Annotated in this window: 20 protein-coding genes; 9 read left to right on the forward strand and 11 right to left on the reverse strand. The window is 74.4% G+C overall.

Annotation, left to right across the window (positions count from 1 at the left end; translation table 11 throughout):
* Positions 1–2: 2 nt before the first annotated feature.
* The 3 genes from JNO44_RS13875 to rsmH all read right to left on the reverse strand — a co-directional run bounded on the left by JNO44_RS13875 (position 3) and on the right by rsmH (position 3694).
* Positions 3–1961: a peptidoglycan D,D-transpeptidase FtsI family protein gene (locus tag JNO44_RS13875; protein WP_205364351.1), complete on the reverse strand. Its 1959-nt coding sequence runs from the start codon at positions 1959–1961 to the stop codon at positions 3–5.
* A 114-nt stretch (positions 1962–2075) separates the two neighbouring features.
* The gene (gene ftsL, locus JNO44_RS13880) at positions 2076–2738 is read right to left on the reverse strand and encodes a cell division protein FtsL (RefSeq protein ID WP_205364353.1); all 663 of its coding nucleotides are present in this window, start codon (positions 2736–2738) and stop codon (positions 2076–2078) included.
* Positions 2735–3694 (reverse strand): 16S rRNA (cytosine(1402)-N(4))-methyltransferase RsmH, encoded by a 960-nt coding sequence (rsmH, locus tag JNO44_RS13885; protein WP_039637361.1) that lies wholly within the window; start codon positions 3692–3694, stop codon positions 2735–2737. Before rsmH ends, ftsL begins: the two co-directional genes overlap by 4 nt.
* Before the next feature lie 411 nt (positions 3695–4105).
* Between rsmH and JNO44_RS13890 the strand changes: the two genes are divergently transcribed.
* The 4 genes from JNO44_RS13890 to JNO44_RS13905 all read left to right on the forward strand — a co-directional run bounded on the left by JNO44_RS13890 (position 4106) and on the right by JNO44_RS13905 (position 9750).
* Positions 4106–4666: a beta-class carbonic anhydrase gene (locus JNO44_RS13890; protein WP_205364355.1), complete on the forward strand. Its 561-nt coding sequence runs from the start codon at positions 4106–4108 to the stop codon at positions 4664–4666.
* Positions 4667–4919: 253 nt separating this feature from the next.
* On the forward strand, positions 4920–5945 hold the full coding sequence (locus JNO44_RS13895; protein WP_205364357.1) for an AAA family ATPase: 1026 nt from the start codon (positions 4920–4922) through the stop codon (positions 5943–5945).
* The gene (locus tag JNO44_RS13900) at positions 5945–7333 is read left to right on the forward strand and encodes a DUF58 domain-containing protein (RefSeq protein WP_205364359.1); all 1389 of its coding nucleotides are present in this window, start codon (positions 5945–5947) and stop codon (positions 7331–7333) included. Before JNO44_RS13895 ends, JNO44_RS13900 begins: the two co-directional genes overlap by 1 nt.
* A complete protein-coding gene (locus JNO44_RS13905) occupies positions 7330–9750 on the forward strand; it encodes a transglutaminase TgpA family protein (protein ID WP_205364361.1) in 2421 nt (806 codons plus the stop codon). Before JNO44_RS13900 ends, JNO44_RS13905 begins: the two co-directional genes overlap by 4 nt.
* Before the next feature lie 317 nt (positions 9751–10067).
* On the opposite strand, the gene JNO44_RS13910 is transcribed toward JNO44_RS13905, so the two are convergent.
* From JNO44_RS13910 to JNO44_RS13920, 3 genes are all read right to left on the reverse strand, one after another.
* Positions 10068–10469 (reverse strand): DUF3040 domain-containing protein, encoded by a 402-nt coding sequence (locus JNO44_RS13910; RefSeq protein ID WP_067352575.1) that lies wholly within the window; start codon positions 10467–10469, stop codon positions 10068–10070.
* Positions 10470–10901: 432 nt separating this feature from the next.
* A complete protein-coding gene (locus JNO44_RS13915; protein ID WP_039637351.1) occupies positions 10902–11657 on the reverse strand; it encodes a methyltransferase in 756 nt (251 codons plus the stop codon).
* A 105-nt stretch (positions 11658–11762) separates the two neighbouring features.
* On the reverse strand, positions 11763–12278 hold the full coding sequence (locus JNO44_RS13920) for an SAV_6107 family HEPN domain-containing protein (RefSeq protein WP_205364364.1): 516 nt from the start codon (positions 12276–12278) through the stop codon (positions 11763–11765).
* A gap of 230 nt (positions 12279–12508) precedes the next feature.
* On the opposite strand from JNO44_RS13920, the gene JNO44_RS45155 reads away from it, so the two are divergent.
* From JNO44_RS45155 to JNO44_RS13945, 5 genes are all read left to right on the forward strand, one after another.
* Entirely contained in the window at positions 12509–12682 is a 174-nt protein-coding gene (locus JNO44_RS45155) for a hypothetical protein (protein ID WP_420882643.1), read from the forward strand.
* Complete coding sequence (locus JNO44_RS13930; RefSeq protein ID WP_205364365.1) at positions 12654–14861, forward strand: YhgE/Pip domain-containing protein; 2208 nt, start codon at positions 12654–12656, stop codon at positions 14859–14861. The genes JNO44_RS45155 and JNO44_RS13930 overlap by 29 nt, the downstream gene beginning before the upstream one ends.
* 35 nt (positions 14862–14896) lie before the next feature.
* Positions 14897–15511 (forward strand): TetR/AcrR family transcriptional regulator, encoded by a 615-nt coding sequence (locus tag JNO44_RS13935; RefSeq protein ID WP_039637345.1) that lies wholly within the window; start codon positions 14897–14899, stop codon positions 15509–15511.
* Between the two features lie 348 nt (positions 15512–15859).
* On the forward strand, positions 15860–16480 hold the full coding sequence (locus JNO44_RS13940) for a DUF4126 domain-containing protein (RefSeq protein ID WP_205364366.1): 621 nt from the start codon (positions 15860–15862) through the stop codon (positions 16478–16480).
* Between the two features lie 66 nt (positions 16481–16546).
* Positions 16547–18073: a phytoene desaturase family protein gene (locus tag JNO44_RS13945; protein WP_205364367.1), complete on the forward strand. Its 1527-nt coding sequence runs from the start codon at positions 16547–16549 to the stop codon at positions 18071–18073.
* A 69-nt stretch (positions 18074–18142) separates the two neighbouring features.
* Here JNO44_RS13945 and JNO44_RS13950 read toward each other — a convergent pair whose 3' ends face one another.
* The 5 genes from JNO44_RS13950 to JNO44_RS13970 all read right to left on the reverse strand — a co-directional run bounded on the left by JNO44_RS13950 (position 18143) and on the right by JNO44_RS13970 (position 22806).
* Positions 18143–19198 (reverse strand): hypothetical protein, encoded by a 1056-nt coding sequence (locus JNO44_RS13950; protein ID WP_205364368.1) that lies wholly within the window; start codon positions 19196–19198, stop codon positions 18143–18145.
* A 35-nt stretch (positions 19199–19233) separates the two neighbouring features.
* The gene (gene metF, locus JNO44_RS13955) at positions 19234–20151 is read right to left on the reverse strand and encodes a methylenetetrahydrofolate reductase [NAD(P)H] (protein WP_205364369.1); all 918 of its coding nucleotides are present in this window, start codon (positions 20149–20151) and stop codon (positions 19234–19236) included.
* 133 nt (positions 20152–20284) lie between these two features.
* Positions 20285–20935, reverse strand: coding sequence for a thiamine phosphate synthase (gene thiE, locus JNO44_RS13960; RefSeq protein ID WP_205364371.1), 651 nt, complete (start codon positions 20933–20935; stop codon positions 20285–20287).
* A 111-nt stretch (positions 20936–21046) separates the two neighbouring features.
* Positions 21047–21412 (reverse strand): Rv2175c family DNA-binding protein, encoded by a 366-nt coding sequence (locus JNO44_RS13965; protein WP_073445136.1) that lies wholly within the window; start codon positions 21410–21412, stop codon positions 21047–21049.
* A gap of 101 nt (positions 21413–21513) precedes the next feature.
* Complete coding sequence (locus JNO44_RS13970) at positions 21514–22806, reverse strand: NAD(P)/FAD-dependent oxidoreductase (RefSeq protein ID WP_205364373.1); 1293 nt, start codon at positions 22804–22806, stop codon at positions 21514–21516.
* Between the last annotated feature and the right edge of the window lie 28 nt (positions 22807–22834).

Below are 22834 nucleotides of genomic sequence, written 5' to 3' on the forward strand. Positions count from 1 at the left end.
TTTCATTCGCCTGGCTTGAACGTGACCGGCAGCCGCGGCGGCTGTGCGCCGGTCGGGGGGACCTGGAGCGTCTTGAGCGCGAACGCCATGACTTTCTGGAAGATCGGGCCGCAGACCTGGCCTCCGAAGTAGCTGCCGTGAGTGGGGTTCTGCACGGCGCAGTAGACGGTGATGCGGGGCTTGTCGGCGGGCGCGAAGCCGGCGAAGGAGGCGGTGTAGCCGTGGTAGCGGCCGGTCTTCGGGTCCACCCGGTTGGAGGTGCCGGTCTTGCCGCCGACCCGATAGCCGTCGATCTTCGCCTTCGCCCCGGTGCCCTCGTCGTCGTCCACCACCGACTCCAGCATGGCGGAGAGGGTGGTGGCGGTCTTCGTGCTCACCACCCGGCTCTGGGCGGGCGCGGGAGCCGGGACGTACCGGCCGTCCGGCCCGGTGGCGCCGCGGACGAGGGTGGGGGCGATCCGCTCGCCGCCGTTGGCGATGGTGGAGTAGACGGAGGCGGCCTGGACGGCGTTGAGGGACAGGCCCTGGCCGAACGGGATGGTGTACTGCTGGGAGGTGTTCCACTTCTCCGGCTTGGCCAGGATGCCGTCGGTCTCGCCCGGGAAGTTGAGCCCGGTCGGCTGGCCGATGCCGAATTTCCGCAGGTAGGAGTAGAGGACCCGGTTGGCCTGCGGCTGGGTCGTGCCCAGTTGGCCGGTGGCCAGGATGGTGCCGATGTTGCTGGACTTGGCGAGCACGCCGTTGAGCGTCAGGTGCCAGGTGTCGTGGTCGACGTCGTCGGAGAAGAGCCGGTCGCCGCGGTGCAGTCGGTTGGGCACGGTGACCCGGGTGTACGGGCTCGCGGCGCCCTCCTCCAGGACGGCCGCCATCGACATCAGCTTGCTGGTGGAGCCCGGCTCGTAGGCGTCGGTAAGGGCGGGGTTGCCGAGCCTGTCGGGGCCGGCCTTGGACAAGTCGTTGGGGTCGAAGCCGGGGGCGTTGGCGAGCGCCAGGATCTGGCCGGTGCGGGTGTCCTGGACGACGACGTAGCCGCGGTCGGCGCGGGACTTCTCCACCTGATCGCTGATGGCCTGCTGGGCCGCCCACTGGATGTCGCGGTCGATGGTCAGCTGGACGTCGGTGCCGGGGACGGCGGGGTGCTCCTGGGTGTCGGCGGTGGGCACCCGGCGGCCGCCGGACTGGGCGTAGACCAGCTTGCCGTCCTTGCCGGCCAGTTCCTTGTTGAGCTGGGCCTCCAGGCCGCCGGCGCCCTTGCCCGTGCCGTTGACGAAGCCGAGCAGGCCGGCGGCGAGGTCGCCGCCCGGGTAGACGCGCTTGCTGTGCTTGTCGGCGAAGATGCCGACCAGGACGTTGGGGCGGGGGGCGCTCTTGGGGGCGGCGGCGGCTTTGGCGTCCAGCGTCTTGCGGAGGTCCTTGATCTTCTTCCACACCTGGGGGGTGCGCTGCCGGGCGAGCAGGACGTAGCGGGACGCGGGCTGGTCGAGCTTGGCGGCGAGGGCCTCCCGGGACTCGTCGAGAATCGGCGCGAGCAGTGCGGCGGCCTGCTGCGGGGCGTCCTTGATCTTGAGCTTGTCGGGCGCCAGGAGGCTGGGGTCGGCGGTGATGTCGTAGGCGTCCACGGTGGTGGCGAGGTCCACCCCGTTGCGGTCGGTGATCGCGCCGCGCTCGGCGGCCAGTTTGACCGGGACGTAGCGGTTCTCGTTGGCCTTGGCGGAGTAGGCCGCGGCGTCCACCGCCTGCACCTGCACGAGCCGGACGACGAACGCCAGCATCACCAGCGTCAGCGCCAGGGCGACCAGCCGCAGCCGGGGGCGCGGGCTGACCGGCCGCAGCGTGCCGCCGGCCGGCCGGGGGCGGCCCTGGACGGCGGGCCGGCGGGTGGCCGGCGACCGGGACGCACCGGAGCGGCCGGCGGGCCGGGCGGGGCGCGGTACGCGCCGGGGGTCCCTGGGCTCGGTCATACCGCGGTCTCCGGGGCGGGCACGGGGGTGGCAGGCAGCCGCGCGGCGCCGTCCGCCCGGAGGGCCGGGACGGCGGGACCGCAGCAGCGGTGGGCGGGGGCGGGCATCACGCGGTCACCTGCCGGAGGCCGACGGGGAGGGCCCGGCCGCGAGGGCGGACGGGCGGCCGGCGGGGGACGGTGGGGCGGCGGGCAGGAGGACGGAGGCCGGGGCCACCGGGGTCGCCAGCGGGCCCGGCGACGGCGGGACGCCCGGGGTGCTGGGGGCGAGCGGGCCGATCGCGGGCCGTACCGCCGGCGACGTCGGCGGGAGCACGGACGCCGGCGGGGTCTCCGGGGCCGACGGCCGCAGCATCATCGGGCCGAGCGACCCCGGTTCGACGGACGCGGACAGCGAGGTGCTGGAGGACGAGACCGGGCCCGGCGCGCCGCGGACCGTGCCGTCCGGCATCAGGAACGCCGGGTTGCCGCCCGGGACCATGCCCAGTTTGCGGGCCCGCCGCGCCAGCTCGTCCGGGGCGGAATAGGCGTCCACCGCCTGCTGGAGCGCCTGCTGCTCGTCCGTCAGCTCGCCGGTCTTCCGCTCCAGCCGGCTCAGCTCGAACGACCCTTGGTTGAGCGCCGAGTTGAGCAGCAGCAGGGTGATCAGCCCGGAGCCCAGGAGCACCACGACGAGCAGGACGAAGGGGGTGCGCGCGGCGGTGCCGCCGCGGGGGGCGGAGGGCAGCAGCGCGGCCAGGCGCTGCCTGCCGCGCGGACGACCCCCCTGCCCTGTCACGCGATGTCCTCGCGGATGCGCTCGGCGCCGCGCAGCCGGGCGGGGGCCGCGCGCCGGTTCTGGGCGACCTCCTCCTCGGTGGGCAGCTCGGCCCCGCGGGTCAGCAGCTTGAGCCGGGGCTGGTAGCGCTCGGGCACGACCGGGAGGCCGGGCGGCGCGGTGCTGCTGGCGCCGGCCGCGAAGACGTGCTTGACCAGCCGGTCCTCCAGCGAGTGGTAGGCGAGCACGGCGATCCGGCCGCCGACCGCGAGGGCCTTCACGGCGGCCGGGATGGCGCGTTCGACGCAGGCCAGCTCGCCGTTGACCTCGATGCGCAGGGCCTGGAAGGTGCGCTTGGCCGGATTGCCGCCGGTGCGCTTGGCGGCCTGCGGCAGCGCGTCACGGATCAGCTCGACCAGCCGGGCGCTGTTGCTGAACGGCTCCTTCTCCCGCTCCCGGACCACCGCCGCGACGATCCGCTTGGCCTGCTTCTCCTCCCCGTAGGCGCGCAGGATCCGGACCAGTTCCCCGGGCGGGTAGGTGTTGAGGACCTCGGCGGCGCTGATGCCGGTCGTCTGGTCCATCCGCATGTCGAGCGGGGCGTCCTGGGCGTAGGCGAAGCCGCGGTCGGCCTCGTCGAGCTGCATGGAGGAGACCCCGAGGTCGAACAGGACGGCCTGGACCTTGGGCAGCCCGAGCCGGTCGAGGACCTCGGGGAGCTCGTCGTAGACCGCGTGCACCAGGGTGGCGCGGTCCCCGTAGGGGGCCAGCCGCTCCCCCGCGAGCCGGAGCGCGGCCGGGTCGCGGTCCAGGGCGACGAGCCGGGCCTCGGGGAACGTGGCGAGCAGCGCCTCGCTGTGCCCACCGAGGCCGAGGGTGCAGTCGACGACGACCGCGCCGGGCTCGGCGAGCGCGGGGGCGAGCATGTCCAGACACCGCTGGAGCATGACGGGTACGTGGCGAGTGTTGCTGCTCATGCGCCTTCCGATGGTGGGCGGCAGGTGGGTCCCCGGCCGCTGGCTGGGGGATGCCGCACGTACCGCTTGGTCCCCGCCCGCTCTGAAGGGGAAGTGGCCCTCCGGCGACGGGGAAGTGACGTCGGATGACCGGTGGAGCGGGAGGAGGCCGAACCGTACGTACGGTCACGCACGCGCGGGATCCGGGATCCAAGGAGAGCGTCACGCCTCCCACTTCGCGCCACTTTAGTCCACCTGCCGTCCCGGTCAATCAACTGGTTCCGCGCGTCCCCCGCAGGGTGCGCCCGAAGGTTTCGTGCGGCTTTATCCGGGGACGTGCAACCCTGTGGATTACCTCACAAGGTGTGATGTTGTCCCCTACGCCTGTTGTACGGAGGGGCTGAACAGGCCATGAACGATTACCGTGAATCCATGCCCATACCTGCGTCGCAGCCGCTGCCCCCCTCCTCCGACAGCACGCCCGCCGCGCCTGACGGCACGGTCACCGACCGCCTCGTCGAGGCGAACCGGCACTATGCCGCCGCCTTCACCGACCCGGGCATGGACGCCCGACCGGTCCTCAAGGTCGCCGTGGTGGCCTGCATGGACGCCCGGCTCGACCTGCACGCCGCGCTGGGCCTGGAGCTCGGCGACTGCCACACCATCCGCAACGCCGGCGGCGTGGTGACCGACGACATCATCCGCTCCCTGACGATCAGCCAGCGCGCGCTGGGCACCCGGTCCGTCGTCCTCATCCACCACACCGGCTGCGGCCTGCTCAGCCTGACCGAGGACTTCCGGCACGAGCTGGCGGCCGAGGTCGGCCAGCGGCCCACCTGGGCGGTCGAGGCGTTCAAGGACCTCGACCAGGACGTCCGGCAGTCCATGCAGCGGGTGCGCACCTCACCCTTCCTGCTGCACACCGACGACGTCCGCGGCTTCGTGTTCGACGTGACGACGGGACTGCTGCGGGAGATCGACCCGCGGGGCTGACCTGCGACGGGACCTGCCGCGAGCGGCGGCGGGTCCCGTCCGCCACCCCTCCCCCGCGCCCGGTTCGCCGGGCTTGTCCGGTTGGCCGGGACGGAACGGTGTGAGTTATCCACAGGCCATGACGCGAGGCCGCGCGGGCGGCAAGAATGCGTAGGTGACATCGCCCCGGCCGAGGCCGGGCGGGATGCGCGCGGGGAGGGCCGGGTCCATCCAGGGGGCGGCGGCCACCCGGTGACGGGCCGAGGAGGGCCGAGTGACGACGTATGACGAACGAGCGAGCCTTGCCGATCTGACCACCACCGTCGGGCGGGTGCACCGGTCGGTGGAGGGAGTGATCGAGGGCAAGCCGGAGGTCGTACGGCTCGCGCTGACCGTTCTGCTGGCCGAGGGGCACCTGCTCATCGAGGACGTGCCCGGCGTCGGCAAGACGATGCTCGCCAAGGCGCTGGCCCGGTCCATCGACTGCTCGGTGCGGCGCATCCAGTTCACCCCCGACCTGCTGCCGTCGGACATCACCGGCGTGAGCGTCTACGACCAGCAGCAGCAGGACTTCGAGTTCAAGCCCGGCGCGATCTTCGCCCAGATCGTGATCGGCGACGAGATCAACCGCGCCTCCCCCAAGACCCAGTCGGCGCTCCTGGAGTCCATGGAGGAGCGCCAGGTCACCATGGACGGGCAGACCTACGAGCTGCCCAGCCCCTTCATGGTCGTCGCGACGCAGAACCCGGTCGAGATGGAGGGCACCTACCCGCTCCCGGAGGCCCAGCGGGACCGCTTCATGGCCCGGATCTCGATCGGCTATCCCAGCCCGGCGGCCGAGCTGCGGATGCTCGACGTGCACGGCGGCGCCTCCCCCCTGGACGTGCTGCGCCCGGTGGCGCACGCCCACGAGATCGTCGAACTGACCGAGGCGGTGCGCGCGGTGCACGTCGCCGAGGCGGTGCGCCGGTACGCCGTCGATCTGGTGGCGGCCACCCGCAGCCATCCCGATCTGCGGCTCGGCGCCTCGCCGCGGGCGACGCTGCACCTGCTGCGCGCCGCCAAGGCCGCGGCGGCCATGGCCGGGCGGGAGTTCGCGCTGCCGGACGACGTCCAGTCGCTGGCGGTGGCGGTGCTCGCGCACCGTCTGCTGCCCACCGCCCAGGCCCAGTTGAACCGCCGCACGGCCGAGCAGGTGGTGCTGGAGATCGTGCAGCGCACCCCGGTCCCCGACCCGTCCGCCCCGCAGTGGCGGCAGTCTGCCCGCGGCCAGCAGCCGCCCGGCGCACGGGGGTTGTGATGTCCGGCGGGGGGAGCACCGGGACGCCCGAGCCGGGCGGGCTGCGCGGCGCCTTCCGGGGGCTGACGACCCGCGGCCGGTCGTTCCTGGCGGCCGGGGTGGCCGCCGCGGCCTGCGCGTATCTCCTGGGGCAGGCGGATCTGCTGCGGGTCGGGCTGCTGCTGGCGGCGCTGCCGCTGGTGTGCGTCCTGGTGCTGCACCGCACCCGCTACCGCGTCGCGGGCAGCCGCACCCTCACGCCGGCGCGGGTCGCGGCGGCGGCCGAGGCCCGGGTCCGACTCCGGGTGGAGAACGTCGCACGGCTGTCGACCGGCGTGCTGATGCTCCAGGACCGGGTCCCCTACGTCCTCGGGCCCCGGCCGCGCTTCGTCCTGGACCGCGTCGAGCCCGGCGGGCACCGCGAAGTGTCCTACCGCGTCCGCTCCGACCTGCGCGGCCGCTATTCGCTGGGGCCGCTGCAGCTGCGCCTGACCGACCCGTTCGGCATGTGCGAGCTGACCCGCTCGTTCAGCTCGTTCGACACCCTCACGGTGGTGCCCCGCGTCGAGCCGCTGCCGCCGGTCCGGCTGGCCGGCGAGACCGCCGGGTACGGCGACGGACGGCACCGCTCGCTCGCCCTGGCCGGTGAGGACGACATCATCCCGCGCGGCTACCGCCACGGCGACGATCTGCGCCGGGTCCACTGGCGGTCCACCGCGCGCCACGGCGAGCTGATGGTCCGTCGCGAGGAGCAGCCGCAGAAGGCACGCTGCACCGTCCTGCTCGACACCCGCACGGTCGCCCACGAGGGTTCCGGGCCCGATTCGGCCTTCGAATGGGCGGTGGCCGGCGCCGCCTCGGTGGCCCTGCACCTGCTGGCGCGGGGCTTCTCGGTGCGGTTGCTGACGGACACCGGCCACACGGTGCCCGGTCCGGAGGGCGGCGGCTTCGCGGGCGGCGAGTCCGCGGACGCAGCGGGCCTGCTGCTGGACACCCTCGCCGTCGTGGAGCACTCCGCCGAGGAGGGCCTCTCCGCGGCGTACGACGCGCTGCGCGGCGGCGCCGAAGGGCTGCTGATCGCCTTCTTCGGCGAACTGGACGAGGAGCAGGCCGCGCTGGCCGGCCGGATCCGCCGGCGCAGCGCCACCGCGGTCGCCTTCGTCCTGGACGGCGACGCCTGGTCCCGGGGGCCCGGCGGGATCCGTCCCTCCCACGGGACACCGGTCGCCGAGCGGGTGCGGCTGCTGCGCGAGGCGGGCTGGACGGCGCTGCCGGTGGCGCCCGGTGACGCACTGGCGGAACTGTGGCGGGCGGCGGACCGGGCGGGGGCGGAACCGGCCCCGCCGGCCGGCGCGGCGCCGGGGCGGGGCGGAACCGGCGCCCCCGGACGAAGCGAGGCGGGCGCATGAACGGGCGGGGACGGCTGACACTGGGCGCGATGGTGGCCACGCTGTGCGCCGGGGGCGCGATGCTGCCGCTGGTGGACCCGGTCACCTGGCTGTTCCAGGCGGCGCTGTTGCTGACGCTGGTGACGGGGGTGGGGGCGCTGGCCCGGCGGCTTCCGCTGGCCCGACCGCTGATCGTCGTCGCCCAGGCGCTGGCGGCCGTCCTGCTGCTGACCGCGGTGTTCGCCCACGGCCAGGCGATAGCCGGGCTGCTGCCGGGACCGGACGCCGTCGCCGCGCTCGCCGACCTGGTGCACAACGGCGTCCGGGACGTCGGCCGATACGCCATCCCGGCCCCGGTCACGCCCGGCATCCGGCTGCTGCTGATCTCCGGGGTGCTGCTGATCGGCCTCGTCGTGGACGCGCTGGCGGTCACCTACCGCAGCGCCGCGCCCGCCGGGCTGCCGCTGCTCGCGCTGTATTCCGTGGCGGCGGGACTGTCCCCGGACGGCGCGGGCTGGTTGTGGTTCGTCGTGGCCGCCGCCGGCTATCTGCTGCTCCTGCTCGCCGAGGGCCGTGACCGGCTCTCCCAGTGGGGCCGGGTGTTCGGCAGTCCGGCCACGGGCCGGCCCGGCGGTGCCGGCGGCGCTCCGGTGCCGATCCGCCGCGGCCGTCGGATCGGCGCGCTGGCACTGGGCGTCGCGCTGCTGGTGCCCGCCGTACTGCCGTCGCTGGGCAGCGGGTTGCTCGGTCCGACCGCCGACAGCACCGGGCCCGGTGGCGGGGGCGGCACCATCTCCGCGGTGAACCCCCTGGTCTCGCTCCAGGACAGCCTGAACCAACCGGAGGACCGCGAGGTCCTCAACTACCGCACCACCGCGGCCGACACCCGCGAGATGTATCTGCGGATCGTGGCCCTGGACCAGTTCGACGGCACGGCCTGGAAGCCCTCCGAGCGCACGGTCACCGACGTCCCCGCCGAGTTGCCCCGACCGCCCGGCCTCAGCTCCGACGTGCCCGTCACCCGGGTCAACACCTCCCTGTCCACCGCCCGCTGGTACGCCCAGAACTGGCTGCCGCTCCCCTATCCGGCGGCCAAGGTGGACATCCCCGGCCGCTGGCGGTTCGAGCCCGAGGGCCGCACCCTGGTCGGCGACCGTGGGCAGAACACCCACGGCCTGCAGTACCAGGTCGAGAGCCTCCAGGTGCGGCCCACCGCGCACCAACTGGCCACCGCCCCGGCCCCGCCCGCCGCGCTGCAGCGCGAGTACACCAAGGTCCCGGCCTCCCTCCCCGCGATCGTCCGCAGCACCGCCCGCCAGGTCACCCACGGTGCCCGCACGGCGTACGACAAGGCGGTCAAGCTCCAGGACTGGTTCGCCGTCGACGGCGGCTTCACCTACAACACCGAGGTCCGGGCGGGCAGCGGAACCGACGCGATAGCCCGCTTCCTGGAGGAGAAGGAGGGCTTCTGCGTCCACTTCTCGTTCTCCATGGCGGCGATGGCCCGCACCCTCGGCATTCCGGCCCGGGTCGCGGTCGGCTTCACCCCCGGCACCCCGCAGCCCGACGGCACGACGTCGGTGGGCCTGAAGGACGCGCACGCCTGGCCCGAGCTGTACTTCCAGGGCGTCGGCTGGACCCGCTTCGAGCCGACCCCGAGCCGCGGCAGCGTCCCGGACTACGCCTATCCGGACCCCTCGCAGGCGACCGGTCCCGGCGCCCCGGACCGCGCGACGGCGCCGTCCGCGGTGCCCTCGACCGGACCGTCCGCTGCCCCCTCCTGCGGCGCCGGCGACCGGCGGACGGGCGCCGGTCCGGGCTGCGCGGCCGCGTCCGCGGACCCGACCTCCGGCCCGTCGGACGGCGGCCCCGCGCTCTGGGCGCTCGCCGCCGGGGTCCTCGCCGCGCTGCTGGTCCTGACGCTGCCCGCGGTGCCACTGCTGTGGCGGAGCCGGGTCCGCGCCCGCCGGCTGGCCGGCGGCCCGGACGGCGACGCCGCGGCCCACACCCTCGCCGCCTGGCAGGAGCTCCTGGACACCGGCTGGGACTTCGGGATCTTCCCGGACGAGTCGCTGACGCCGCGCACGGCGGCGGCCCGGATCATTCGCGTCGGGGAACTGCAACCGGACGCCGCGGCCGCCGCCCGGCGGGTGGCCACGGCGGTCGAGGGGGTGCTGTACGCCCCACGGCCGGTCCCGGTGTCCGGGCTCGCCGCGGACGTCCGGCAGGTGCATGCCGGCCTGCGGGACGGAGCGCCCCGCGCGCTGCGGCTACGGGCCCGGTGCGCGCCGCGCTCGGCGGCGCGGCTCCGCCGGTCCTGGGCTGCCCGGTGGGCGGCGCTGCGGCTGGGCTGCCGGAACAGCCGCCCGGCGACCGCGGCCCGGCGCGCGGTGGCCGCGCTGCGGGCGGCGGGATGGCGGCGCGGCGAGCGGGCGTAGTCCGGCACCCCGCCGGGCGCGGCCCACCCGTGCCCGGCAGTGGCACTCCCGTGCGAGAAGCCTTCCGCGCCGCACCGCACACGCGGAATCCCGCGCGGAATAAGGCGCCCCCGGAAAACGGAAAAGGTGTGGCCCCCGATCGCTCGGGGGCCACACCACGGAAGTCGAAACGAATGCGCGGACCGGCTTCAAAAGCACGAACGGGCCGGGGCGCCAAAAGCCCGGAGAGACGTCGGGAATTGGCCGGATCCGAGAAATCGGCCGCGCCCGCGCCCGCGTGTTCGCCGTGCGGAGGGACCGGGCGTCGAGCCCACCGGTCAGTGGCCCTGCTGCTCGTCGCGGCGGCGCTGCCAGCGGTCCTCGATGCGGTTCATCATCGAACGGCGCGGCCTGACCTGGCGGCGCGGCTGCGCCCCACCGGGGCCGGCGGCGCGCTCACCGGGCTTGGGGGCCTTGCGCCAGCCGGTGACGGCCAGCACCGCGCAGCCGAGCATGACGAGGAAGCCGATGACGCTGACCCACCAGATCTGCTGCGCAACCATGCCGGCCATGAGCAGGCCGATACCCACCAGGAAGCCCGCGACCGCTTGGTAGACCCGTCGCCGGGTGTACGTACGCAGCCCGCTTCCCTCAAGCGCTGTCGCGAACTTGGGATCTTCGGCGTACAGCGCTCGCTCCATTTGCTCGAGCATGCGCTGCTCGTGCTCCGAGAGCGGCACGGAGTCCTCCTACTCGTCGGTCGCGGGGGGCGACCGGGTGCGACCCTTTCAGGATAGGCAGGGAATCGCCCCCGTGAAACCCGCCCCTCTACGCCAATTCACCGTCCGCACCGCTGCGGCGGCTGGTGGTGATGCTGGCTGCATTCCCCACCCGCCAGTCCGTCATGCCGGAACGTCGTACCCCGATCATACGGGGCGAAGCGGCTGTTCGGGTGGCCTGTGCCCGACCACACGCGATGCCCGCGGGCGCCACCGGGTCCCGCGGACGGTGCTCGCGCGTGCCGCGGACGCCGCTCCTCGGCGCCGCACCGCCCGCCGCCCGAGGGCCGACGGTGCGGGCGCATCGGCGAGGAGCGGTGCGGGCCGTACGGACGGTGAGGAGCCGTGTGCGATCGGAACGACCGCGGTGCGGCCCGGCGGCCTCGTGAGCCGTCAGTCGCGCTCGGCGAGGACGTGCAGCTGGGTGGCGACCGAGTGGAACGCGGGCTGCTCCGCCGCGGCGACCTCCAGCTTCAGCAGCGCGTCCAGGGCGCCGGGCTCGGTGTCGACCAGGACGCCGGGCACCAGGTCGGCGAAGATCCGCACGCCGTGCACCGCGCCGACCTGGAGGCCGGTGCCGGTGACCAGCTCGGTGAGCTGCTCGGCGGTGAACCGGCGGGGCACCGGGTCGCCCTCGCCCCAGCGGCCGGCGGGGTCGGTGAGGGCCCGGCGGGCCTCGGTGAAGTGGCCCGCCAGGGCGCGGGCGAGGACCGCCCCGCCCAGGCCGGCGGCGAGCAGGCTGAGGGTGCCGGCGGGGCGGAGCGCGCCGACGGCGTTGCGCAGGCCCTCGGCGGGGTCGTCGACGTACTCCAGCACGCCGTGGCAGAGCACCGCGTCGTAGCCACCGCGCTCGACGACCTGGAACAGCCCGTGGGCGTCGCCCTGGACCCCGCGGATCCGGTCGGCGACCCCGGCCTCGGCGGCCCGGCGCTCCAGGGCGAAGAGGGCGTTGGGGCTGGGGTCGACGACGGTGACGCGGTGACCGAGGCGGGCCACCGGGACGGCGAAGTTACCGCTGCCGCCGCCGGTGTCGAGGACGTCCAGGGCGTCGCGCCCGGCGGCCTTGACCCGGCGCTCCAGGGCGTCCTTGAGGACGTCCCAGACCACGGCGGTACGAAGGGAGGCGCGCGGGCGCAGCGGGTCAGACACGGTGGGTGGCTCCTCGGCGGGGCATGGACATCCAGTCGTTCACCACCCTATTCCGTATCGTGCCTGGTGCGGCGTCCGGCCCGCGCGCCGGGCGGGCGCGGGCGGTCAGCCGGCCCTGCCCCAACTGCCGCCGGGGTCCCCGGCCCGCTGCGGGGGCAGCACCGGCTGGAGTCGGAGCATCCGCTCGACCAGGCGGAGGAACATCCCGGCGTCCCTCAGCAGGTCGTCGGCGTCGCGGCGACTGTCCGCGCCCGCTATGCCGGCCTCGGCCCGGGCCCGGCGGGCGGCGCCGGCCGCGAACAGGGCGCTCCACTCGGCGAGTTCGGGGGCGACCTCGGGCAGCACCTCCCAGGCGCTCCGGATAGTCTTCCGGCGGCGCGCGGTGGGCTCCGGTCGGCCGCGCACGGCGAGGACGGCGGCAGCGGCGCGCAGCGCGGCCAGGTGGGCGGTGGCGAAGCGTTCGTTGGCGGATTCCAGGGTCTCGGCCTCGGTGAGGCCGTGCTGGGCTTTGGTGAGCAGGTCGAGGGCGGCGGGCGGCGCGGACGCCCGGCGCAGGACGGGGTGGACATCGCTCGGGGGACCGTACGCAGCGGAGCTGCCCGCGGCGGGACGAGCTGCCATGACGAACCTCCTGTCGTCGCCCGCGGGTTGAGGACCGGCGGGCCGATGCGGACCGTATGCACCCATCGTGCGGCACACCACTGACAATCGGCTGTGACCTGCGGTTTCGCCGGAAAAACGGACATCGCGGCGGGGATCCGGAACGGGTTTTCGCGGAATTCCGGAGAACCCCTTGCGGACAGCGGGAGGGCTCCCTACTTTGAACTGACCAGTCAGTGCAAGGAGGGGACGTGGACGGCACCCCACACGGTGCGGCGGTCACGGCCGGCCCTTCGGGGTCCGGCCGGACCTGCCTGCTGCCGGCGCTCACCGGCCGGATGAAGCCCGCGGCCGGCACCGTCGAGGACGGCGGGCACGACGAGGAGGGGGCGGCCGATGCGCTCGCCGAAGCTGGCCGCGCTTGAGCTGAAGCGGTTCGGCAGGGGGAAGCTGCCGCGCGCCGCGCTGGCCGCGCTCCTGCTGCTGCCGCTCCTGTACGGCGCGCTCTACCTGTGGTCCTTCTGGGACCCCTACAGCCGGCTGGACAAGATCCCGGTCGCGCTGGTCAACGAGGACACGGGCGCCGACGTCGGCGGGCAGCACCTCTCTGCGGGCGACAACATCGTCGCCGGGCTGCGCGACAGCCACACCTTCGACTGGCACCAGGTGGACGCCGCGGCGGCCGGCCGGGGCGTCGAGGACGGCACGTACTACCTCTCGCTGGCCATTCCGCGGGACTTCAGCCGTCGGATCGCCTCCAGCTCCGGGGGCCACCCGGAGACCGGTGCCCTGAAGGTGCGCACCAACGACGCCAACAACTACATCGTCGGGCAGATCTCCCGGACGGTCTTCTCCGAGGTCCGCGCGGCGGCCTCGGCCAAGGCGTCGCGGACCTTCCTCGACAAGATCTTCGTCTCCTTCTCGACCCTGCACGGCAAGACGGAGGAGGCCGCCGACGGCGCGGACCGCCTCAAGGACGGCATCGGGCAGGCCAAGGACGGCACCGGCAAACTGGCCGACGGCCTGGGCACCGCCAAGAACGGGAGCGCCCAGCTGGTCGGCGGCCTGGGCGACCTCGACGCCGGCGCCGGCCGGCTCAGCCGGGGCAGTACCGACCTCGCCCGGGGCGCCGGCACCGCCGCCGACGGATCGCGTCAACTGGCCGACGGGGCCGGGCAGGTGGCCGACGGGACCCAGCAGCTCGCCGACACCGTCAACGGGGTCGTCGACAAGGTGGGACCGTTCGTCCGGGCGCACGGCAAGGAGATCGGGGAGGCCGCGCAGCTGGTCGCGGACGGCGCCCAGGCGGTGCGCGACCACCTGGACAAGCTGCCCGCCGCGGCCTCCACGGGAGCCGGGCTCTCCCGGGGGATCGCCGACCACCTCGGCTCGTACTACCGGCTGCGCTGCGGCACCGGCGTCACCCTGGTGACCGACTGCGCCGAACTGAAGCGGATCACGGAGCAGGCGAACACCGCGGCGGACACCGCCGAAGAGGTCAGCGGCTACGTCCACGACCAGAAGAACCTCGACCAGCTCGGCCGGGACCTGGACACCCTGCACTCCCTGGCCTCCGAACTGGCCGCGCACGGGCCGACCCTCGGTGCCGACATGGATGCCGCGGTCCGGAAGATCAACGACCTCAACGACGGCGCCCACAAGGTCTCCGCGGGCGCCCGCAAACTGGCCGCGGGCAACGCCCAGTTGGCGAGCGGCGCGGACCGGCTCAGCGACGGGGCGCGGCAGCTGCACGACGGCACCGGCCGGGCCGCCTCCGGGATGACCGACCTGGACGCCGGCGTCGGCCGCCTCAAGGACGGCGCACGGACGCTGGACGGCGGGATGTTCAAGCTGTCCGACGGTTCGGCGCAGCTGGCCGGCGGGCTGCACGACGGGGCGGGGCAGATCCCCGACTACGGCAAGAAGGACCGCGACGCGCGCACCCTGGTGATGTCCGACCCGGTGCAGCTGGCGTCCGGTTCCGCCCACAAGGCGCCCAACTACGGCACCGGGTTCGCCCCGTACTTCATCCCGCTGTCCCTGTGGGTCGGCGCGATGGTGGCGTACATGTTGATCCCGCCGCTCAACCGGAGGGCGCTGGCGATGGGTGCGGCCTCCTGGCGGGTGGCGCTGTCCGGATGGCTGCCGGTCTTCGGCATCGGGGTGCTGCAGACCGCGGCGTTGATCAGCGTGCTGCACTTCGCGCTCGGCCTCCAGATGGCCCGGGCCGCCGGCACGATCGGCTTCCTGGTACTGGTCACGGCCTGTTTCACGGCGATCGTGCAGTGGTTGAACGCGAAGTTCGGGCCGGCCGGCCGGATCCTCGTCCTGGCGCTGCTGATGCTCCAGCTGACGTCGGCGGGCGGCACCTACCCGGTGCAGACCAGCCCCGGCTTCTTCGGCGCCATCCACCCCTTCCTGCCGATGAGTTACATCGTCGAGGGGCTGCGCCGGCTCATCACGGGCGGCGACCTGGCGCCCGTATGGCAGGGCAGCGCGGTGCTGCTGGCCTTCGCCCTCGGGGCGCTCGCGCTGACCTCCCTGGCGGCGCGCGGCCGTCAGGTGGTGCGGATGAAGGACCTCCACCCGGAGCTGAGCCTGTGAGCGCGCGCCCGGCGAAGACCGGCACAATCGCCCCTATGGACAGCTCCAACACACGCCGCGACGCCACCCGGCGCAAGCTCTTCGAAGCCGCGGTCACGCTCATCGCCGAACAGGGCTTCTCCTCCACCACGGTGGACGAGATCGCCGAACGGGCGGGGGTCGCGAAGGGCACGGTGTACTACAACTTCGCGAGCAAGAACGTCCTCTTCGAGGAGCTGCTGCGGCACGGCATCGAGTTGTTGGCGTCCTCCCTCCAGACGGCCGCCGACGAGGTCACCGACCGGGGCGGCACCCGGGTCGACGCCCTGGACGCGATGATCCGGGCGGGCCTGGACTTCATCGCCCGCTACCCGGCGCTCACCCAGCTCTACGTCGCCGAGCTGTGGCGCACCAACCGGGCCTGGCAGTCCACGCTCATGGTGGTGCGGGAGCGGGCCATCACGGTGGTGGAGAACGTGCTGCGGGAGGCGGTGGCCGGCGGCGAGCTGAGCGAAGAGATCGACATCCCGCTGACCGCGTCGGCGCTGTTCGGGATGGTCCTGGTCGCCGCCCTGGACTGGCAGTCGTACCAGCCGGACCGGTCGATCGACGACGTGCACGCGGCACTGTCGCGGCTCCTCCAGGGGCGGGTCACCGGGCGCCCCGCCTGAGCGGGCGCCCCGTCCCCCGCGCACATGGGCGCTGCCCTGGCACAGATCGTTCCCCCGACCGATCCGACCAGGGCAGCGCCGCCCCCGTCCTTCCCCCGTACTCCCCCGTGGAGTCCCCCGTCTTCCCCCGTGGGGTCCTCCGTCACGTCCGGGAGCCACGCCGCTCCGCCGCCCCGTGTCGGCGGTGCGGCGCCGCTTCCCGTCCGTGGCCCCCACTCTTCCGTCCAGACCGGTGCCGGCCCATCCGCGTACCTACTCATCTCGGCGTCTGAGTACGGATACTCAAAGCTGAGCACCGCGCCTCATGAGCCGGGCGGCGGGCCCCGCCGACCGCTTACGATCTGCCGCGTGTCCGTACTTCCCTTGGTCTTCACCAGCGGCTGGGCGAGCGGGATCAACGCCTACGCCGTCGTCCTGCTGCTCGGCCTGCTCGGCGCGACCGGCGTCTCCGACGAGGTCCCCGCCGCCCTGGAGCGGCCCGATGTCCTGATCGTCGCGGCGGTGCTCTTCGTCGCCGAGGCGGTCGCCGACAAGGTCCCCTACGTGGACTCCGTCTGGGACGCCGTGCACACCGTGATCCGGCCCATCGCCGGCGGTGTGGTGGCGGCCCTGCTGGCCGGGCACGACGGGTCGCTGCCCCAGCTGGCGGCCGGTGCGGTGGGCGGCTCCACGGCGCTGGTGAGCCATCTGGTCAAGGCGGGCACCCGGATCGCGGTCAACACCTCGCCGGAGCCGGCGAGCAACATCGTGCTGAGCCTGGCCGAGGACCTGGGCGTCGCGGGGATCATCGCGTTCGCGCTGTTCCACCCGTGGATCGCGGCGGGCATCGCGGCGGTACTGCTGGTCGCGGGCATCACGGTGGTGATCTTCCTGTGGTCGCGGATCCGCCGGTACCTGCGGCGCCGGCGGGAGCGGCGCGCGGCGAAGCGGCCGGCCCCTGCGGACGGCGCCGCACCGCCGGTCGGCTGAGCCCGCCGCCGGCCGGGACACCGGCCGTCGACGCCGCTGTCAGTGCCGCCGGATACAGTCGCAGGCATGGCAGGGATTGCGGTGATCGGCGCCGGGATGGGCGCCATGGCGGCCGCCGCCCGGCTGGCCGTCGCGGGCCACCGGGTGGCGGTGTTCGAGCGCGGTGCGACGTACGGCGGCGCGGTGGGCCGCTTCGAGCGGGACGGCTTCGCCTTCGACACGGGGCCCGGCCTGCTGCATCTGCCGGCGGTGCACCGCGATCTGTTCCTCAAGACCGGCCGCGAGCCGCTGGAGAGCTGCGTCGAGCTGACCCAGGTCGACCCCGCGAGCCGGCATGTCTTCGCCGACGGCACCGCCGCGACGCTGCCGAACGCCTCGCGGGCCGGTGTCCTGGCCGCGCTGGACGAGGCCCTGGGCGCCGGCAGCGGCGAGCGCTGGAGCGATCTGATGGTCCGCGCCCGCGAGGCGTGGGACGCCACCCGCCGGCCGCTCCTGGAGGAGCCGCTGTGGGCCAACTGGCACGTGCTGGGGCGCGACCCGTATCCGGCGGTGCGCCGGCGCGGCCTGTTCGGGCTGGGCGGGGGCAAGGGCCCGACCACCGCCACCCTCGCCGAGGTCGCCCGGCGGGAGCTGGCCGATCCCCGGCTGATCGCCCTCCTGGAGAGCTACGCCCTGGCGTACGGCTTCGACCCGCGCACCGCCCCGGCGAGCGCGACCGTGCTGCCGTACATGGAGCAGACCTTCGGCAGTTGGTACGTCGCCGGCGGGATGCGGGCGCTGGCCGACGCGCTGTACGCGCGCTGCCGGGCCCGCAAGGTGGAGTTCGCCTTCGACGCCGAGGTGACCCGGATCGTGGAGAAGGACGGCCGGGCCGCGGGCGTGGAGCTGGCCGACGGCCGGGTCGCCGAGGCGGAGTTCGTGGTCGCGGGCGTCGACCCGGTCCGGCTGCCGGGCCTGTGCGCGGGCCGCGCGCCCTGGGGCGACGGCGACGTCCGCCCCGCTCCGGAGCCGGGCGACCGGGGGGTCGGCGCCCGGCTGACGGTCTGTCTGGCGCTGCGCGGCGCCCGCCCGGCGGACGCGGTGCACCGCACGGTGGTCCATGCCGCGGACCGCGCCGCGGAGCTGGCCGGCGTCTTCGGCGACGGGCCCGCCCCGCGGGCCCCCTGCGCCCGGCCGACGGTGACGATGCTGCGCCCCGACGACCCGGCGACGCGCCCCGACGACGACCACGAGGCGGTGACGCTCACCGCCACCGTCACCCCGCACGGCCCGGTCGACTGGCGGGATCCCGCGGTCCTGGAGCGGGCGGCGGACGAGCTGGTGGCGAGTGCCGAGGCGGCCGTACCGGGCCTGCGGGAGCGGGTGTTGTGGCGGGAGGTCCGCTCGCCGGCCGACGGTGGGCCGGTGCCCGGCCCGGCGCTGGCGGGCCGGGAAGGGCGCTTCCTGCGGCCCGGCAACCGCACCCGGATACCGGGGCTCTACGCCGTCGGCGACTGGTCCCACCCCGGTGGTGGGCTGGCGCACGCCGGGATGTCCGGGGCGATCGTCGCGGGCCTGATCGTCAACGGCGACGACTGGCACGGCTCGGAGTGAGCCCGTGCCCGGCCCCGGATGCCGGGACCGGCGACGGGGCCGGGCCGCCACGCGACCGCCGCCCGCCGCTCAGTAGTGGTAGCGCTGCTCGTCGTACCCCGGCTGCGGGGGCGGGTAGGACGGGTGCTCCGCCGCGTGCCCGGTGTCCCGCTGCTGCGGCACCCAGGCGCCGTCCAGCGGGTTCTGCGGGGTCTGCGGGGTCTGCGGGTGGTAGTACTCCTGGCCGTACTGCTGCGCCGGCTGGCCGCCGAGGCCGTCGTACTGCCCCGCCTGGTACGGCGCCCCGCCGAACGCGTCGGGCTCCTCGTAGGGGTCGTAGTGCGCGGCGTACTGCTGGGTACCGATGTACGGGTCCGAGTAGGGCGCCTGCCCGCCGTGGTAGGAGCCGTCGTCGTAGGTCGGGTAGGGGTCGGTGTACTCGCCCTGGCCGGGGGGCGCGCTGTAACCGCCGCCGTAGCCATGGGCGTTGGGGTCGCCCTCCGCAGTGACGTTTCCGAAGACGTCGTACGAGGCGGCGGCCAACGGGTCGGGGCGGGAGTCGCGGCTGTAGACGCCGTAGGCCCCGGTCTCGTCCGGCAGCGGCTGGGGGGCGTAGACGGTGGGGGCGTCCGCGAAGGCGGAGGCGGAGGCGAAGTCCGGTGCGGCGGCGGGCGGTTCACCGGGGCCGACCGGGTCCGGCAGCGTCTGATACGGGTCCGGGGCCGCGACGCCGACGCCGTCGTAGGCGCCGTCGTAAGCGCCGGCCGTGGGCTCCGTGCCGCTTCCCGCGACGGCCTCGGGCGTCTCCTCCGTCAGCCCGGAGACCTGGAGGTTCGGCCCGGCCGCGGGAGCGCGCGAGGAGCGCGCGCGGCGCCGGCGGTTCGGCTTGGGCCGCCCCCCGATCGTCCAGCCGTCCATGTAGCCGCGGCGGACGGAGAGCGTCACATAGGTCTGCCCCACCGCGAAGGCGATGCCCCCCAGCGCGATCACTATGACCGAGGGGAGGAGCACGCCGGTGACCACGCCGAGGAAGCCGCACAGCGCCAGCAACCGCCAGCGCAGCGGCGCCTTGTTCTGGAACAGCACCTCGCCGAGCAGCCACAGGGCGACCAGGCCGAACGCGATGTAGAGGATCGTCCAGCCCATATGCGCCCTCTTCCGCCGGATCCCGGCCGCCGTGGTCAGGGCCGCTGGTGCAGCCCCAGGTTCTCGTAGATTTCCAGGGTCGCCGTGGAGTGGTTCAGGGTGATGAAGTGCAACCCGGGCACGTCCTCGGCCATCAAGCGCGCACACAGGTCCGTCGCGTACTCGATGCCAATGGAGCGTACCGCCGCCGGGTCGTCCTTGACCGCGAGGATGCGCTCGGCGAGCTCGGGCGGGAACGCGGCGTTGCTGAGCTGCGCAAACCGCTCGATCTGACGCACATTGGTCACCGGCATGATCTCCGGAATGATCGGCGTCGAGCAACCCGCGGCGCGGACCCGGTCGCGCAGCCGGAAGTAGTCCTCCGGATAGAAGAACATCTGCGTGATCGCGAAGTCGGCGCCGGCGCGGCACTTGTCGACGAAGTGCTGGATGTCGGCGTCCCAGTCCGTCGAGCGCGGGTGCATCTCGGGGAAGGCCGCCACGCCGACGCAGAAGTCGCCGGACTCCTTGATCAGCCGGACCAGGTCGGCGGCGTAGCTGATGCCCTCGGGGTGCTTGACCCACTCGCCCATGGGGTCGCCCGGCGGGTCGCCGCGCAGCGCGAGCATGTTGCGGATCCCGGCGTCGGCGTACTGGCCGATGATGTTGCGCAGCTCGGCGGTGGAGTGGTTGACCGCGGTCAGGTGGGCGACGGGGGTGAGGGTGGTGTCGGTGGCGATGCGCTCGGTGGCACGGACCGTGCCGTCGCGGGAGGTGCCGCCGGCGCCGTAGGTCACCGACACGAAGGTCGGGGCGACGGCCTCGATGCGGCGGATGGCGTTCCACAGCGTCCGCTCGCCCTTCTCCGTCTTGGGTGCGGCGAACTCGAATGAATAGGATCGCTTGCCGGAGGCAAGCAGGTCGCGCACGGTACGTGCGCGATCAGTCCTGGTGGAAGCTGTACCTAGGGCCATACCCGCAGGTTAACCACAGCCCGGACGGACACCAACCGGCATCGGCGTAATGGCTGGTTGGCGCGGTTCCTGTCCACTACGTGGACATCTTCCGTCCATTCCGGGGTCTCCCGGTGGGCGCCGGACGCCCTGGTCAGACGGGCCAGGACCGGATCCGCTTGGCCAGTTCCGTGGCCGCCGCGCCCGGGTCCTCGGCCTCGGTGATCGCGCGGACCACCACCACCCGGCGGGCGCCGGCCGCCAGCACCTCGTCGAGGTTGCCGGCGTCGATGCCGCCGATGGCGAACCAGGGGCGTTCGGGGTTCCGCGCGGCGGCGTACCGGACCAGGTCCAGCCCCGGGGCGTGCCGGCCGGGCTTGGTCGGCGTGGGCCAGCAGGGGCCGGTGCAGAAGTAGTCCACCCCGGGCTCGGTGAGCGCGGCGTCCACCTCGGCCTCGGCGTGGGTGGAGCGGCCGATCAGCGGCTCCGGACCGAGCAGGGCGCGGGCGGCCGGGACCGGCAGGTCCCCCTGGCCGAGGTGGAGCACCTCGGCGCCCGCGGCATGGGCGACGTCCGCGCGGTCGTTGACCGCGAGCAGCTTGCCGTGCCGCCGGCAGGCATCGGCGAAGACCTCCAGGTGGCGCAGCTCCTGGCCGGCCTCCATGCCCTTGTCGCGGAGCTGGACGATGTCCACGCCCGAGGCCAGCACCGCGTCCAGGAACTGCGGGAGATCGCCCTGGCGGGTGCGTGCGTCGGTGCACAGGTAGAGCCGGGCGTCGGACAGGGCCTGTCGAGCGGCGGTCATCGGGCGGCTTCCCCCCTCGTCGGCGTCGTACGGACCGGCCGGGGCCGGTCCGTACGACGCGTGGATGCGGTTACGGATGCGTGGTGCGGTTACTGGGCGGACGCGGGTCCGTCAGACGGCCAGGGCCTGGGCCCGGCGCTTGACCTCCGTGCCGCGATTCTCGCGCAGCGCCTGCGCCGGGGTGCCGGGCAGGGTGTCGTCGGCGGTGAAGAGCCACTCCAGCATCTCCTCGTCGGCGAAGCCGTCGTCGCGCAGGAGCGTCAGCGTGCCGGCGAGGCCCTTGACGACCTTGCCGTCCTGGATGAATTCGGCGGGCACCTGGAGCACGCGGTTCTCGCCGCGACGCACCGCGATCAGCTGGCCCTCCTTCACCAGCTGCCGCACGCGCGTCACCTCGACGCCGAGTTCCTCGGCGATGTCGGGGAGGGTCAGCCAGGCGGGGACGAGCCCATCGATGTTTACGTCAATCTCGGTCACAGGACAAGCCTGCCACCTCCCACTGACAGCCGGTAGCCGGGCGTCGCCGTCAGGGGCCGCGTGCACACCGCCGGGTGAGCCGTCCGGCCCGCGGACCGCCCCTACCGCACCGCCGACTTGAGCGGAACGGCCGCGTCCGCCGCCCGCTCCCGGTCGAGCAGCGCGCCCTTCTCGATCAGCCGCCGCCCCTGGGCCAGGTCCCGCGGCCGCCCCACGGCCAGCAGCGCGACCAGCCGGCCCGCCGGTCGCCCGGCGCCGCCCCCGGCCGCGCCCGCCCGGTCCTGGCCCTCGCCCCGCAGCCAGATCACCGACCAGGCGGCGCCGGCCGGGTCGCCGCGCCAGACGAGTTCGTCGGCGTCCACGTGGTGGCCGGCGTACTGCACGAACCGCCCGAACTGCTCGGACCAGAAGTACGGCACCGGGTCGTAGACCACGCCCGCCGCCTCGCCGCCGGCGATGTTCTCGGCCACCGTGCGGGGCCCCTGGAGGGCGTTGTCCCAGTGGTGGACCAGCAGCCGGGTGCCGTAACGGGCCGACGGGAAGGAGGCGCAGTCGCCGACCGCGTAGACGTCGGGGACGGAGGTGCGCAGCCGCTCGTCGGCCAGGACCGAGCCGTCCTCGGGCGAGAGGGCGACGCCGGAGCCGGCCAGCCAGCCGGTGGCGGGCCGGGCGCCGACCCCGACGACCACGGCGTCGGCGGGCAGGGTGGTGCCGTCGGCCAGCGCCACCGCGCCGGGCGCGAGGGAGGCGACCCGGGCGCCGGTGCGCAGGTCCGCGCCGGCGTCCGTGTACCAGTCGGTCATGTACGCGGCGACCTCGGCGGGCAGGGCGCCGGCCAGCGGATGGTCGGCGGCCTCGACGACGGTGACCTCGCAGCCCGCCTCACGGGCCGCGGTGGCGAACTCCGCGCCGATCCAACCGGCGCCCACCACCACGATCCGGTGCTGGGCGGCGAGCACCGGGCGCAGCCGCTCGGCGTCGTCCAGGGTGCGCAGGAGGTGCACGTCGGGGAGCTCGTCGCCGCCCGGCAGCCGGATCGGTTCGGCACCGGTGGCGATGACCGCGTAGTCGTAGCGGATCGGGCCCTCGGCGGTCTCGACGACGCGCTCGGCCGGGCGCAGCGCGGTGACCGGGCAGCCGAGGCGGAGGTCGATGCCGAGGGCGGCGAAGTCGATGTCGAACGCCGAGCCCTCGGCCTTGCCGAGCAGCACCGCCTTGGACAGCGGGGGGCGGTCGTAGGGCTGGTGGGGCTCGTCGCCGAGGAGCGTGATCGCGCCGCGCCAGCCTTGCTCGCGCAGGGCCACGGCGGTCTGCACACCCGCCATCCCCGCGCCGGCGATCACCACGCGCGGCGTGCGGTCAGGGGCCTGGGGAGACTTGCTCTGCTCGCTCACCCGCTCACTCTAGGACGGCGGACGACGC

It is taken from the genome of Streptomyces noursei (assembly GCF_016917755.1).
Classification (GTDB): domain Bacteria; phylum Actinomycetota; class Actinomycetes; order Streptomycetales; family Streptomycetaceae; genus Streptomyces; species Streptomyces yunnanensis.

Excerpts from the sequence above, each read along its gene's own strand:
- JNO44_RS13930 (WP_205364365.1), top strand. The coding sequence starts at position 12,654 with ATGCGCTCGCCGAAGCTGGCCGCGCTTGAGCTGAAGCGGTTCGGCAGG.
- JNO44_RS13890 (WP_205364355.1), top strand. The coding sequence starts at position 4,106 with ATGCCCATACCTGCGTCGCAGCCGCTGCCCCCCTCCTCCGACAGCACG.
- JNO44_RS13900 (WP_205364359.1), top strand. The coding sequence starts at position 5,945 with ATGTCCGGCGGGGGGAGCACCGGGACGCCCGAGCCGGGCGGGCTGCGC.
- JNO44_RS13935 (WP_039637345.1), top strand. The coding sequence starts at position 14,897 with ATGGACAGCTCCAACACACGCCGCGACGCCACCCGGCGCAAGCTCTTC.
- JNO44_RS13945 (WP_205364367.1), top strand. The coding sequence starts at position 16,547 with ATGGCAGGGATTGCGGTGATCGGCGCCGGGATGGGCGCCATGGCGGCC.
- metF (WP_205364369.1), bottom strand. The coding sequence starts at position 20,151 with ATGGCCCTAGGTACAGCTTCCACCAGGACTGATCGCGCACGTACCGTG.
- JNO44_RS13920 (WP_205364364.1), bottom strand. The coding sequence starts at position 12,278 with ATGGCAGCTCGTCCCGCCGCGGGCAGCTCCGCTGCGTACGGTCCCCCG.
- JNO44_RS13950 (WP_205364368.1), bottom strand. The coding sequence starts at position 19,198 with ATGGGCTGGACGATCCTCTACATCGCGTTCGGCCTGGTCGCCCTGTGG.
- JNO44_RS13875 (WP_205364351.1), bottom strand. The coding sequence starts at position 1,961 with ATGACCGAGCCCAGGGACCCCCGGCGCGTACCGCGCCCCGCCCGGCCC.
- rsmH (WP_039637361.1), bottom strand. The coding sequence starts at position 3,694 with ATGAGCAGCAACACTCGCCACGTACCCGTCATGCTCCAGCGGTGTCTG.
- thiE (WP_205364371.1), bottom strand. The coding sequence starts at position 20,935 with ATGACCGCCGCTCGACAGGCCCTGTCCGACGCCCGGCTCTACCTGTGC.
- JNO44_RS13905 (WP_205364361.1), top strand. The coding sequence starts at position 7,330 with ATGAACGGGCGGGGACGGCTGACACTGGGCGCGATGGTGGCCACGCTG.